This is a genomic window from Streptomyces sp. ITFR-6, assembly GCF_031844725.1.
Taxonomy (GTDB): domain Bacteria; phylum Actinomycetota; class Actinomycetes; order Streptomycetales; family Streptomycetaceae; genus Streptomyces.
Genome location: NZ_CP134612.1, coordinates 6,180,776 through 6,194,177 on the forward strand (window position 1 = coordinate 6,180,776; position 13,402 = coordinate 6,194,177).

Sequence of the window (13,402 nt, forward strand, 5' to 3'; positions counted from 1 at the left end):
TGGAGATAAGAATGCCGGAGAGCGGCGTCAGCCGAGCCCAGCACGTACACATAACCGACACAGCCCCCGTCACCTCTCCACCCCGGCCGGCCGCCACCGCGGCGGCCCGGCGCACCGGACTTCTCGTCACCCTGGTCCTCGGCGGACTGACCGCGCTGCCGCCGCTGTCCATGGACATGTACCTCCCGGCGCTGCCCGCCGTCACCGACGCGCTGCACGCACCCGCCTCGACCGTCCAGCTCACCCTCACCGCCTGCCTCACCGGCATGGCGCTCGGACAGGTCGTCGTCGGTCCGATGAGCGACCGCTGGGGCAGGCGCCGCCCGCTGCTCCTCGGCATGATCATCTACGTCTTCGCCACCGCGATCTGCGTCTTCGCCCCGACCGTCGAACTCCTCATCGGCTTCCGGCTGATCCAGGGACTCGCGGGCGCGGCCGGCATCGTCATCGCCCGTGCGGTCGTGCGTGACATGTACGACGGCATGGAGATGGCCCGGTTCTTCTCCACGCTGATGCTGATCTCCGGCGTCGCCCCGGTCATCGCCCCCGTCATCGGCGGACAGGTCCTGCGGCTCACCGACTGGCGGGGCATCTTCGCCGTCCTCACCGTCGTCGGCACCCTGCTCACCCTGGTCGTCTGGAAGTGGCTGCGGGAGACCCTGCCACCGGAGGAGCGCCACACCGGCGGCGTCGGTGACGCGCTGCGCACCATGCGCGCCCTGCTCGCGGACCGCGTCTTCACCGGCTACATGATCGCGGGCAGCCTCGCCTTCGCCGCCCTCTTCGCGTACGTGAGTGCCTCGCCGTTCGTCGTGCAGGAGATCTACGGCGCCTCGCCGCAGACCTTCAGCATGCTCTTCGGCATCAACTCGATCGGCCTGATCGCCGTCGGCCAGATCAACGGCAAGATCCTCGTCGGACGGATCAGCCTCGACAAGGCGCTCGGCTTCGGGCTCTCCGTCATCGTGCTGGCCGCGACGGCGCTGCTGCTGATGACGTCCGGGGTCTTCGGTGACGTCGGACTCGTCCCGGTGGCGACGGGGCTGTTCGTGCTGATGTCCGCGATGGGCCTGGCGATGCCGAACACCAACGCCCAGGCCCTGATGCGCACCAAGCACGCCGCCGGATCCGCCTCCGCGCTGCTCGGCACGTCGTCGTTCCTGATCGGAGCCATCGCCTCGCCGCTCGTCGGGATCGCCGGAGAGGCGACGGCCGTACCGATGGCCGTCGTGCAGCTGGTGTGCGCGGTGGGCGCGATGGGCTGCTTCCTGGCGCTGTGCCGGCCCTGGCAGCAGGTGGCCGCCCGGCCGTGACGGGCCACGGCCCGGGGGAGGGGCGGCCGGGATCCGCCTACACTTCGTCGGTGAACGACACCCTCCCCACCGCGGACACCCTGCGCGCGGCCCTGGCCGGACTCCTCGACGGGCTGCCGCCCCGCCAGGCCGCCCAGGCCGTCGACCGGCTCATCGCCAACTACCGGGGGACCACTCCCACCGGCACCCCGCTGCTCCGCGACCGCTCGGACGTCGCCGCGTACGCCGCCTACCGGATGCCCGCCACCTTCGAAGCGGTACGGTCCGCCCTGCACGCCCTGCGCGAGGCCGCCCCGGACTGGGTGCCCGCCACCCACACCGACGTCGGCGGCGGCACCGGAGCGGCGAGCTGGGCGGTCGCCGGGGCCTGGGAAGGGCCCAGGACCACCGTGCTGGACTGGGCGGAGCCCGCGCTCGCGCTCGGCCGCGAACTGGCCGGCACCGCCGGTGTCCCGGCGCTCGACGCCGTCGAGTGGCGGCGGGCCCGGATCGGCGAGGACCTCGATCTCGGCCCCGCGGACCTGGTGACCGTCTCCTACGTGCTCAACGAGCTGACGCCGCAGGCCCGCACCGCGCTCGTCGACGCCTCGGCCCGCGCGGCGCAGGCCGTGGTGATCGTCGAGCCGGGCACCCCCGACGGCTACGCCCGCGTCATCGAGGCCCGGGACCGGCTGACCGCCGCCGGGTTCACCGTCGCCGCGCCCTGCCCGCACAGTGACGCCTGCCCCATCGAGCCCGGCACGGACTGGTGCCACTTCTCGGCCCGGGTGAGCCGCTCCTCGCTGCACCGCAAGGTGAAGGGCGGCTCGCTGCCGTACGAGGACGAGAAGTTCAGCTACGTCGTGGCGACCCGGTTCGCGGTGGACCCGGTGGCGGCCCGGATCACCCGCCGCCCGCAGATCCGCAAGGGCCAGGTGCTGCTGGAGCTCTGCACCCGGGACGAGGGGCTCCAGCGGGCCACGGTCACCAAGCGGCACGGCGAGCTGTACCGCGCCGCCCGGGACATCGACTGGGGCGACGCCTGGCCGCCGCCGGGGGACGCCGGCTAGCCGCGCAGCTCCTGGGTGCAGCACTTCACGCTGCCGCCGCCCTTGAGCAGCTCGCTCAGGTCCATCGGCAACGGCTCGAAGCCGCGCGCCCGCAGCGGGTCGAACAGCCCGGTGGCGGCCTGCGGCAGCAGCACGTTGCGGCCGTCGCTCACCGCGTTCAGCCCGAGCGCGGCGGCGTCCGCCTCACCGGCGATCAGCGCGTCGGGGAAGAGCCGGGCCAGCACCGCGCGGCTGCCCGGTGAGAAGGCGTCCGGGTAGTACATGATCTCGTCGGACGCCTCGTCGAGCACGCTCAGCGCCGTATCCAGGTGGTAGTAGCGCGGATCGACGAGATCCAGCCCGATCACCGGCCGCCCGAAGAACTCCTGGGCCTCGTCGTGCGAGAGCGGGCTCGACCGGAAACCTCGGCCCGCCAGCAGGTACGAGGACGTCACCGCGAAGTCGCCCTCGCCCTCGTTGACGTGGTCCGGCTCGTGGATCTCCGTGAAGCCGTGCTCGCGGAACCAGTCACGGTGGGCGGCCGCCTCCGCGAACCGCTCCTGATAGGCGAACCGGGCGCCCAGCACCCGGCCGTCGACCACGGTGGCCCCGTTGGCGGCGAAGACCATGTCGGGCAGCTCGGGGTCGGGGGTGAGCAGCTCCACGGTGTGACCGAGAGCGCGGTAGCGGTCGCGCAGATCCTCCCACTGGGTCTGCGCCAGCGGGAGGTCCACCGGCTTGGTCGGGTCCATCCACGGGTTGATGGAGTACGTCACCCTGAAGTGGGCCGGGGCGCACATCAGGTAGCGGCGGGGTGTGGCTTCACGAGGCAACGGGGGCTCCTCACGAATCGTCGCGGCGGCATTGGTGGCCGCCGCGGCCGGTGCGTCGCACGGGTATGTGCGTGAGCCCATGGTGCGCCCGCCGGGGCCCGCCGCGCAGTGAACCGATCGGGTGGTTCCCGCCGCGTATTTCATGACAGAAGGTGTGATAGTGCTCACCCCGCGCGGCCGATCCGCCCACCCCGCTTCCGGAGTCTGGCCACCCGAGGCGCAGGATGGTGGGACGATGGACAGGGGCAACGCTGAGGTAAGGGGATAGATGGGCGCCGATTTCGGCCGTAGTCGCGGCTCAGAGAGCAGGTTTTCCCACTGGCTGCGCCGACGACCCAGACCGCAGCAGAGCGAGGTCGACGACACCGTGCGGGAGGCACTGCTCCTGGCTGTCGCAGAGGCCGGAATGCCGATCGCGCCCGCTGCCCATCCGGTGGGCTACCGATGTTCCTGCGAACGCATGGGCTGTCCGACCCCCGCCAGGCATCCGATCTCGTTCGCCTGGCAGACGCAGTCCACGACCGACCGGTCCCAGATCGAGCGGTGGGCCCGCAGCCAGCCGCAGGCGAACTTCATCACGGCGACCGGCATGATCCACGACGTTCTCGACGTCCCGCTGTCGGCGGGGGAGCAGGCGCTGGAGCGGCTGCTCGCCGCCGAGATCGAGGTGGGCCCGGTGGCCCGCTCCGGCGACGACCGGATGCTCTTCTTCACGGCGACGCGGGGTACGCCGGAGGACGAGGAGGAATGGTGGCCGTGCGAGCTGGACTGCCATCCCGAGACGATGGACGAGCACCCCGGGCTGCGGTGGCACTGCCGGGGCAGCTACGTGCTGCTGCCGCCCGCGCGGCTTCCGGGTGAGCTGGATGTGCGGTGGGTGCGGGGGCCGGAGAATCCGCTGCCGGATCCGCTGACGTTGCTGGAGACGCTGACGGACGCGTGTGCGCGGTTCGTGGGCTCCGCGGAGCAGAGCGATGTCGACCACGAGTCGGTGGCCTGGCCGCTGAGCCGGTAGGCGGTGGCCGGCGGGCCCGGCTCAGGAGCCCTTGGCCGAGGTCAGGCCCGGGAGGCGGTTCAGTACGGTCACCTTGGCCGTGCCGGAGCCCTTCTTCGGGACGTACACCAGCTGGCTGGAGACCCGCTCCTTCGTGATGGTGCTCTTCACCTCGCCGGACAGCAGCGCCCGCACATCCGGGGTGACCGTCGGGCGCAGCCCCTTCGCCGCCGTCTGGCGTTCGAAGTGCTTGCTGCTGAAGAAGACCAGTGCCCCGCCGTCCTCCGTCTCCAGGCCGAGCGGCCCGAACGCGCCGCTGTCCAGCGGCTGGTCGATGTACTGGTACGAGAAACCCGCCCGCCGGGTGTTCTGGCGCGTGGTGCGCCAGAGCGAGGTGGAGGCGCCCGGGGCGAAGACGTCGGGCGTGCCCTTCTGCAGGTAGTCCGTGTACTGCTTGCTCAACTCCTGCGGGGCCAGCGCCAGTCCGGTGCTGTCCGCCGGGACCGGCTTGGCCCGGCCGTCCTCGTCCTTCGCGAAGCCGGGCAGCCGCGAGGGGGCGACGACCGACAGGTAGATGGCCTTCCAGCCCGCGTCGGGGCCGGACTTGGCGAAGACGACGAGCCAGCGGGTGTCCAGCTTGCCGTTGTCCTGGTCCCGGTTGGAGTCGGTGTCCGCGACGAACCACCTCGGCCAGCCCGCCTTCTTGGGGATGACGTAGTTCGCGTCGGTCAGCTCCAGCGGCTGGTGGTTCGGGTTGCCGTCCGGGTTGTTCGTGTGCCGGGCCTTCAGGCCCGCCTGGTTGATCGCCCCGAGCGAGCCGCCGATCTCGTCCGCGTCCAGCGCCGGATCATAGGCCTTGTCCGCCGCGTTGTACGCGGCGGTGAACGTCTTCAGGGCCTGCGCGGCCTCAGACTTCGTCGCCGCCGGCACGACTTCCAGCTCGCCGTGCACCGTCATGCATCCGCTCGCCGTCATGCTCAGCACCGTCGCCGTCGCGAGCCCCGTCGCCAGCCGAACCGGCCTCAGACTTCTCATCCGTTGCTTTCTGCGCCTTCTGATCCGTCGCCCCCACTGACCGTGCGAACCCTACCGGGGCGAGGAAGAGCGCGAGCGTGGGGATCAGATACAGCGCCCACACCGCGATCTGGAGAACCGTCGGATCGGGCTGGAAGTTGAAGGTGCCCTTGAGCAGCGTGCCGTACCAGCTGTCCGGCGGGATCGTGGTGCTGATGTCGAACGCCCGGTTCTGCAGGCCCCCGAGGAACTCGGCCTCCTGGAGGTCGTGCACCCCGTACGCGAGCACGCCCGCCGCGACGACCACCAGCATGCCGCCGGTCCAGGTGAAGAACTTCGCCAGGTTGATCTTCAGCGCACCCCGGTAGAACAGCCAGCCCAGCACCACCGCGGCGGCGATGCCCAGCACCGCGCCGATCATCGGATGCCAGCCGTCGTCCGCCGCGTGCACCGCCCGCCAGACGAACAGCGAGGTCTCAAGGCCCTCCCGGCCCACCGCGAGCAGCGCCGTGGCGACCAGCGCCCCGGTCCCCATCGCCAGCGCCGCGTCGAGCTTGCCGTGCAGCTCCGCCTTCAGGTGCCGGGCGGTACGCCGCATCCAGAAGACCATCCAGGTGACCAGGCCGACGGAGAGGATCGACAGCGAGCCGCCGAGCGCCTCCTGCGCCTTGAACGTCATCTCCTGGGAGCCGAATTCGAGGCCCGCGCCGAACGCCAGGCTGACGACGACCGCGATCCCGACACCGACCCAGATGGGCAGCAGCTTGTTCCGGTTGCCCGTCTTCACCAGGTACGCGATGAGAATGCAGACGACCAGGCTGGCCTCAAGGCCCTCGCGAAGGCCGATCAGGAAGTTACTGAACACGATTCGGATCCCTTTCCGCTTCGGGGTGCTTGAGAACGGCTACGAGAACAGCGCCCGGCCCCACCAGTCGTCCTTGTCGCGGACGCCCGGCGGGACGGCGAAGTGCGCCGAACCCACGTGCTGGATGTACTCGTTGAGCGCGTCGTGCGCCGCCAGGCGGCGCTGGAGCGGCACGAACGCCTTGCGGGTGTCGCGCTGGTACGCGAGGAAGAACAGCCCGGCGTCGAGGCGGCCCAGGCCGTCCGTCCCGTCGGTGAAGGAGTAGCCGCGCCGCAGGATCGTCGCCCCGGCGTTGCTGTCCGGGTGCGCGAGCCGTACGTGGGCGGTCGGCAGCATCGCCTTCAGGAACGGCTCGTCGCGCTCCTTGGCCTTGCCGACCGGGGCGCCCTCGCCCTTGTCGCGGCCGAAGACGTCCTCCTGCTCCTGGAGCGGGGCCCGGTCCCAGGTCTCGATGTGCATCCGGATGCGCCGGGCCACCAGGTAGGAGCCCCCGGTCATCCAGCCCGCCCGGTCCTTCCCGCCGACCCAGACGTGCTCGTCCAGGGCCGCGGTGTCGCTGCCGGAGATGTTCCGGGTGCCGTCCTTGAAGCCCATCATGTTGCGCGGGGTCTGGGCGTCGGGCGTCGTCGAGGACGTCTTGCCGAAGCCCAGCTGCGACCAGCGGATCGCGGTGCGGCCCATGCCGATCCTGGCGAGGTTGCGGATGGCGTGCACCGCCACCTGCGGGTCGTCCGCGCAGGCCTGGACGCACAGGTCGCCGCCGCTGCGGGCCGCGTCCAGATTGTCGCCGGGGAACTTGGGCAGGTCGACGAGCGCGTCGGGCCGCCTGTCCTCCAGGCCGAACCGCCCCTTCGCGAACAGCGAGGGACCGAAACCGATGGTCAGCGTCAGCCGGGACGGCTGGAGGCCGAGCGCCTCGCCCGTGTCGTCCGGCGGGGCCTCGGCCAGGCCCCCGTACGCCCCGTCACCGACCGCGTGGCCGGCCGTCATCCGCTCGGCGGCCCGGGTCCACTCCTTGAGCAGCGCGACGAGTTCGGCCCGGTCCTCCGTCGTCACGTCGAACGCGGCGAAGTGCAGCCGGTCCTGGACGGCGGTGGCGATACCGGCCTGGTGCGCACCGTGGAACGGCACCGCGGCCCCACTGTCCGCGGCCGGGACCCGGGCGTCGTCGGAGCGGACCGCGGCGACGGCGCCGCCGGCCGCCACCGCGCCCAGGGCGAGTCCGGCGCCGCCCCAGCCGAGCAGCGCCCGCCGTGAGGGTGCCCCGCCGGGGCCCGGGGCGGGAGCGGCCGTGTCCCGTGTCTCCTCTGACATGCCCGGATCCTCTCCGCTCTCTCTGCGTCTGTCCGCGTCGGGTTACTTGGTGACCGCGGCGGCGAGCCTGGAGAGCGGCTCCGCCAGGGCGTTGACCGCGTCCGACAGTTCCTTGCGGTCCGCCTTGCCGACCTTCTCGTACGAGGTGAACTCGTAGGAGGTCTTGTCCTTGCGGTAGGTGTCCAGCAGCTTGTTCAGCTCCGCGAACCGCTTGTCCAGGGTGGCCGAGAGCGCCGCGTCGTTCTTCGAGGCGATCGGCTTCAGCAGCTCGTAGGACTTCTCCGCGCCCTCGACGTTGGCCTTGAAGTCGATGAGGTCGGTGTGGCTGTAGCGCTCCTCCTCGCCGGTGACCTTGCCGGTCGCGACCTCGTCGAGGAGTTCCTTGGCGCCGTTGGCCATCGAGGTCGGGGTGATCTCCGCCGTGCCGACCCGCTTCTGCCAGTCGAGCAGGTCCTTCTGGAGGGCCGGCGCGAGGGCCTTCTCCTCCGTGCCCAGCTTCTTGTCCTGCCACAGCGCCTTCTCCAGGCGGTGCCAGCCGGTCCACTTCTGGCCGTCCTCCAGTCCGTCCGCGCGGACGTCGACCTTCGGATCGATGTCGCCGAAGGACTCCGCGACGGGCTCGGTCCGCTCCCAGCCGAGCCGGGATTCGGCGTAGACCTTCTTGGCGGCCTCGATGTCCCCGGCGGCGACCGCGTCCGTGAAGAGCTCGGCCTTCGGCAGCGTCGCGTCCGCCTGGTCCTGGACGTAGGTGCGGTAGGCGGCGACGGCCTTGTCCATCTCGGGGCTGCGCTTGGCCGCGCTGCCGCCGCTGATCTCCAGCTTCTGCCGGATGCCGTGGCCCTTCATGCCGGGCTTGCAGGCGATCTCGTACGAACCGGCCTTGATCTCGGCCGTGATGGTGGCCTTGGTGCCGGGGCCGATGTTCTCGCGCTCCGCGACGATGCGGTCGTCCGGGAACAGCACGTAGACCTCGGTGACCTTGGAGCCCTTGTTCTGCACGGCCAGTTCGACGTGCCCGGCCGGCAGCTTCTGCTTCGACACCTCGCAGGAGTCGTCCTTCGCGACGACCTGGACGGCGCCGTCACCCTTGCCGTCGCTCTTCTCGGCGCAGCCCGTGACAGCGGTCAGGGCGGCCACGGTGGCGGCAGCGGTGACGACGGAGAGACAAACGGCTCGCATACGGGCTCCACATGAGGATGAAGGAAGAAAACGGAAGGACCGGACAAGGACAGGTGAGGCGGACCTAACTTAACCGACCCTTACCTGGTCGATACCCACGCTCGCAGTGATTCAGCTCTCACCGCACACGCGGGGGGAACGGGGCGATCACGACCGACCCATGGGCGAGCCCGGCAGTCGTAAAGCAATGGTCAAGCGGTCCGGTCGGGCACCACGAGCGGCACCCCGGTCCGCGGATGCGGGAACACCTCGACCGGCTGCCGGTAGACCTTGCCGAGCAGCGCCCCCGTGAACACCTCGGCGGGCGGCCCGTCCACCGCGATCCGCCCGTCGTGCAGCACGGCGGCCCGGTCGGCGTACGCTGCGGCCAGTCCCAGATCGTGCAGGACGACGACGACCGCGTCACCGGCGGCGGCCCGCTCCCGGCAGATCCTCAGCACCAGTTCCTGATGGCGCAGGTCCAGCGCGGCGGTCGGCTCGTCGAGCAGCAGCAGCGGGGCGCGCTGCGCCAGCACCCGGGCCAGTGCGACCCGGGCCCGCTCGCCGCCGGACAGCGCGGAGAACGGGCGGGCGGCGAATGCGGTGACCTCGGTGGCCGCCATCGCCACGCGGACCGCCGGATCGTCCTCGTCCTCGCGTTCCGTACCGGCCCAGGGAGCCCGCCCCATCCGGACGACGTCTTCCACCGGAAAGGGGAAGGAGAGCGCGGCGGACTGCGGCAGCACCGCCCGGCGCAGGGCGAGCTCGGGCGCGGACCAGTCGGTGACCGGCCGCCCGTCGATCCGTACGGTGCCGCTCGTGGCGGGCAGGTCGGCGGCGAGCGCGGCCAGCAGCGTCGACTTCCCGGCCCCGTTCGGGCCGACGAGCGCCAGCACCTCGCCCGCGTGCACCGTCAGCCCGACGGAGTCGAGCACCTGGCGCCCGCCCAGCCGGACCCGCAGCCCGCTCACCTCCGCGACCGGGGCGCCGGGGGCGACCGGCGCCGGGAGCAGGCGCTCGCGCACCGCGAAGAGGTTCCGCAGCGTCCTCATGCCCAACCACCTTGCCTGCGACGGGTCCTGCGCAGCAGCCAGAAGAAGAACGGGCTGCCGATCAGCGCGGTCAGTACGCCGAGCGGCAGCTCGGCCGGGTCCGCGACGGTACGGGCCGCGAGATCGCCCGCGACCAGCACCAGCGCACCGCCGAGCGCACTGCCGGCGACGAGGAAGCGGTGTCCGGGGCCGTTCGCCATCCGCAGCAGATGCGGCACCAGCAGTCCCACGAACGAGATGATCCCGGCGACCGCCACCGCGGCGGCGGTCAGCAGCGCCACGACGAGCACCAGCACGACGCGGAGCCGTTCCACATCGACGCCCAGGTGCCTGGCGGGGCGTTCACCGAGCGCCAGCAGGTCCAGCTTGCGGGCGTAGAACGGCGCGATGACGAGTCCGAGCACCGCGCACGGCAGCACGGCCAGCACCTTCGGCCAGGTGGCCTGGGCCAGCGAACCGAGCTGCCAGAAGGTGATCTGGCTGATCTGCGCGTTGTCCGCGAAGAAGATGAACAGCCCGATCAGCGCACCCGCGAAGGCGTTGACGGCGATGCCGGTGAGGATCAGCGTCACGACCTCCGTCCGGCCGCCGGAGCGCGACAGCGCGTAGACGAGCAGTACGGTCAGCAGTCCGGCGGCGAACGCGCAGACGGTGATGGTCCAGTTGCCGAAGAAGCTCAGCCCGAGCGCGATCGAGGCGACGGCGCCGACCGCCGCGCCCGCCGAGATTCCGATGACGCTCGGCTCCGCGAGCGGATTGCCGAACACCCCCTGCATCAGGGCGCCCGCGCAGCCGAGGGAGGCCCCGACCAGGAGTGCGAGGACGACCCTGGGCAGCCGGACGTTCCACAGGACGCTCTCCCCGACCCGGTCCAGGGCGTGTCCGCCGAGACCGATCCGGTGCTGGACGGAGGCGAGGACATCACCGAGCGGAATGCTGTACGCGCCGAGTCCGGCGGAGAGCAGGGCGCACAGGGCGAGGGCGGCGAGCAGCCCGGCGGTCAGGGTGACGGCCGTCGAGCGCCGGGCGCGGGGCGGCGCGGGAGCCGGTTCCGTATCCGTCCGCCCGGTGGGCGTGTCACAGGTGGTGGTCACTTGGCCGCACCGTCCTGCGGGTGGAGCTGGGCGACCAGTTCGCTCAGCACCCGGTCGGTACGCGGCCCGTAGTTCAGCAGCACCCCGTCATCGATGGAGACGATCCGCCGGTCCATACCGGCCGGGGTCTCCGCGACGCCCGGGATCTTCACCAGACCGTCGACACCGCCGACCGAGTCGAGCCCCTTCGTCATCACCAGGATCGCGTCGGGAGCCGCCTTGGCCAGGGCCTCACTGGTGATGGCGGTGAAGTCCTTCTTCAGCCCGGACGCCTTGCCCGCGTCGACCGCGCCCGCCGCTTCGAGCAGTGAACTCGCGCCGGACTCCCGGCCCCCCAGCAGATAGACGGAGGCGGAGCCGCGCAGATAGAGGAAGGCGACCCGGGGCTTCTTCGCCCCGTCGGCCGGTGCGGGCACGGACTTGCGGACGGCGTCGATCCGGTCCTGGGTGCGCTGCCTCAGCTCATGGCCGGACTCCGGTACGCCCAGAGCGGCCGCCACCGTCTCGATCCGGCGGCCGACGTCCGCGAGTCCGGTGGCCGGTTCGACGACAACGAGCGGAATCCCGGCGTCCCGGATCTGGCCGATGGCCTCCGCCGGGCCGGTCGTGGTGTCCGCGAGGACGACGGTGGGCCGCAGGGAGAGCACGCTCTCGGCCGATACGTCATGGGCGCGGGTCACCACCGGGAGCTTCCCGGCCTGCTCGAAGGTGGCGGTGATGTCGCGGGCCACCACCTGCTTGCCGAGGCCGAGGGTGAAGACGATCTCGCTCAGGCTGCCGGTCAGCGGCACGATCCGGTCGGCCGAAGTGATCGTGGTCCGCTTGCCGTCCGCCGATTTCACGGTGACGGGCAGGTGGGGCGCGGGCACGGTGGCCAGCGGCTCGATCCGGTCCGCGTCGGCGGCCGAGGCGCTCTTGACGCCCGCCGTCTTCGCCGCCGGGGTCCCCGTGCCCCCGCAGCCGGCCAGCAGCAGCGCGGCCGCCAGGGATATCGCGGCCGTACGGAGGCCGGTGCGCCCGCGCCCCGGTCGCCCGGTGTCGCGGCCCGGCGGGGCGAAGTCCTGCGAGAAGCGCACTGGGGCACCGTCCTGTCGTTCTGCGGTGTGCAGTTGGGAGTGGATTGCGAGGAATGTGACGGAAGGGGGTACCGGCACACGATGTGCATAGCTTAGGTTAGCCTTACCTCATCTTCTAGACCTCGGAGGGGTTCATGCCGCCGTTCAGACCTGCCCGCGCGCTAGCCGTCGCGCTTCTCGCGGTACTGCTGGGAGCCCTGCTCCCGGCCACCGCCGCGCAAGCGGCGAGCCGGACGGTGCAGGGCGGCAGGCTGGACTGGGGCATCAAGTCCTCCTTCCAGAGTTACGTCACGGGCCCCATCGCCCACGGCAGTTGGAACCTGACGGGCGGCGCGGCCACGGTCGGCGGAAGCCGGTTCCGCTTCCACTCCGCGACCGGCTCCTACGACCCGGCGACCGGCGCCTTCACCTCCGGCTTCTCGGGCGGCGTCCACTTCACCGGCCACCGGAAGCCCGACGGTTCCAACGAGCTGGACCTCACGATCAGCCGCCCGACCGTCCGTATCCAGGGCGGCAGCGGCACCCTGTACGCCGACATGGTCGGCAAGGACCGGGGGACCGGCCGGGTCACCTCCGCGGCGCAGGTGCCCCTGGCCACGCTCGGCCTGTCCGGGATCGACATGCGGGGCGGATCCACCCCCATCGCCCTCAACAACGTCCCGGCGACGCTCACTTCACAGGGCGCGCGGTCCTTCGCCGGCTACTACACGGCCGGTACGCCGCTGGACCCGGTCAGCCTCTCCGTGGACACCTCGGCCCCGGCCGGGAAGCCCACCGCGTCCAGGCTGCCGGAGAAGCCCGCGGGCAGCGCGAGGCCGAAGGAGACCGCGGGCCGGATCGAGGACGGTGCCGTCGACTGGGGCGTGCGCCGCACGTTCCGGGAGTACGTCACCGGCTCGATCGGCCAGGGCAAGTGGACCCTGGCCGGGGGCGCCCAGGACGGCGGCGCGCTCTTCCGCTTCCCGAAGGGGCAGGGCACGTACGACGCGAAGAAGCAGACCCTGGCCGCCGCCTTCGCGGGCAGCGTCCGCTTCACCGGGGCGGACGGCCTCGACCTGACGCTCTCCCGGTTCGCGGTGGGGCTGAAGGCCGGCCGGGGCACCCTCAGCGCCGACGTCCGGACCAAGGGCGACACCCGGAAGGTCGTGCCGCTCATCACCTTCACCGCCAAGGACTTCGCGCCGAAGGACGGCCTCGCGGTCCTCACGGAGGCCCCCGCGAAGCTCACCGCCGATGGCGCCGAGGCCTTCGGCTCCCTCTACAGGGCGGGCACCGCGATGGACCCGGTCTCGCTCGCCGTGGCCCTCGACGCGAAGGCGAAGCTGCCCGCGCTCCCCGACCTGGGCAGCGACCCGGCCCCCGCCGCGCAGCCGTCGGTCACCCCCGGGCCGAAGACCACCGCCGCCACGGCGCCCGTGGCATCGGCGGCGGACAAGAGCTCCTCGACCGGGCTCTATCTGACCCTCGGCGGGGCCGCCGTGCTCGCCGCGGCCGCGGGCGGCTTGCTGTTCCTGGTGCGCCGCAACCGCTCGACGCCGGGCACCCCTTCCTGACCCCGGGCCTCTCCCCGTCCCCCCACACCTCGCTCCATCCCGCTCCACCCCCGTCCCCTGTCCCACCCCACCCCCGCTGATCCTGTTCATCCTGAGGAGACCACAGAC

12 protein-coding genes are annotated in these 13,402 nt (G+C 71.8%); 4 read left to right on the plus strand and 8 right to left on the minus strand.

The window, feature by feature from the left end; translation table 11 throughout:
• The first annotated feature begins 11 nt into the window (after nt 1-11).
• A complete protein-coding gene (locus RLT59_RS28245) occupies nt 12-1,313 on the plus strand; it encodes a multidrug effflux MFS transporter (RefSeq protein WP_311305987.1) in 1,302 nt (433 codons plus the stop codon).
• Between the two features lie 50 nt (nt 1,314-1,363).
• Nucleotides 1,364-2,362, plus strand: a complete 999-nt coding sequence (locus tag RLT59_RS28250; RefSeq protein WP_311305988.1) for a small ribosomal subunit Rsm22 family protein — start codon at nt 1,364-1,366, stop codon at nt 2,360-2,362.
• On the opposite strand, the gene ddaH is transcribed toward RLT59_RS28250, so the two are convergent.
• Nucleotides 2,359-3,255, minus strand: coding sequence for a dimethylargininase (ddaH, locus tag RLT59_RS28255; protein WP_399126246.1), 897 nt, complete (start codon nt 3,253-3,255; stop codon nt 2,359-2,361). The genes RLT59_RS28250 and ddaH overlap by 4 nt on opposite strands.
• 187 nt (nt 3,256-3,442) lie before the next feature.
• On the opposite strand from ddaH, the gene RLT59_RS28260 reads away from it, so the two are divergent.
• Entirely contained in the window at nt 3,443-4,189 is a 747-nt protein-coding gene (locus RLT59_RS28260) for a bifunctional DNA primase/polymerase (protein ID WP_311305990.1), read from the plus strand.
• Nucleotides 4,190-4,210: 21 nt separating this feature from the next.
• Here the strand turns inward: RLT59_RS28260 and RLT59_RS28265 are convergent, their stop codons facing one another.
• From RLT59_RS28265 to RLT59_RS28295, 7 genes are all read right to left on the minus strand, one after another.
• Nucleotides 4,211-5,143 carry an SCO2278 family lipoprotein gene (locus RLT59_RS28265; protein ID WP_311305991.1) on the minus strand — a complete coding sequence of 311 codons (933 nt, stop codon included), beginning with the start codon at nt 5,141-5,143 and terminating at the stop codon, nt 4,211-4,213.
• Nucleotides 5,076-6,047 (minus strand): iron uptake transporter permease EfeU, encoded by a 972-nt coding sequence (gene efeU / locus RLT59_RS28270; RefSeq protein ID WP_311305992.1) that lies wholly within the window; start codon nt 6,045-6,047, stop codon nt 5,076-5,078. The genes RLT59_RS28265 and efeU overlap by 68 nt, the downstream gene beginning before the upstream one ends.
• Before the next feature lie 39 nt (nt 6,048-6,086).
• A complete protein-coding gene (efeB, locus tag RLT59_RS28275) occupies nt 6,087-7,361 on the minus strand; it encodes an iron uptake transporter deferrochelatase/peroxidase subunit (RefSeq protein ID WP_311305993.1) in 1,275 nt (424 codons plus the stop codon).
• Between the two features lie 42 nt (nt 7,362-7,403).
• Nucleotides 7,404-8,540, minus strand: coding sequence for an iron uptake system protein EfeO (gene efeO / locus RLT59_RS28280; RefSeq protein ID WP_311305994.1), 1,137 nt, complete (start codon nt 8,538-8,540; stop codon nt 7,404-7,406).
• Nucleotides 8,541-8,731: 191 nt separating this feature from the next.
• The gene (locus tag RLT59_RS28285) at nt 8,732-9,571 is read right to left on the minus strand and encodes a heme ABC transporter ATP-binding protein (protein WP_311305995.1); all 840 of its coding nucleotides are present in this window, start codon (nt 9,569-9,571) and stop codon (nt 8,732-8,734) included.
• Nucleotides 9,568-10,665, minus strand: a complete 1,098-nt coding sequence (locus tag RLT59_RS28290; RefSeq protein ID WP_311305996.1) for a FecCD family ABC transporter permease — start codon at nt 10,663-10,665, stop codon at nt 9,568-9,570. Before RLT59_RS28290 ends, RLT59_RS28285 begins: the two co-directional genes overlap by 4 nt.
• Nucleotides 10,662-11,741, minus strand: coding sequence for a heme/hemin ABC transporter substrate-binding protein (locus RLT59_RS28295; protein WP_311305997.1), 1,080 nt, complete (start codon nt 11,739-11,741; stop codon nt 10,662-10,664). Before RLT59_RS28295 ends, RLT59_RS28290 begins: the two co-directional genes overlap by 4 nt.
• A gap of 134 nt (nt 11,742-11,875) precedes the next feature.
• On the opposite strand from RLT59_RS28295, the gene RLT59_RS28300 reads away from it, so the two are divergent.
• The gene (locus RLT59_RS28300) at nt 11,876-13,294 is read left to right on the plus strand and encodes an HtaA domain-containing protein (RefSeq protein ID WP_311305998.1); all 1,419 of its coding nucleotides are present in this window, start codon (nt 11,876-11,878) and stop codon (nt 13,292-13,294) included.
• The last annotated feature ends 108 nt before the right edge of the window (nt 13,295-13,402 follow it).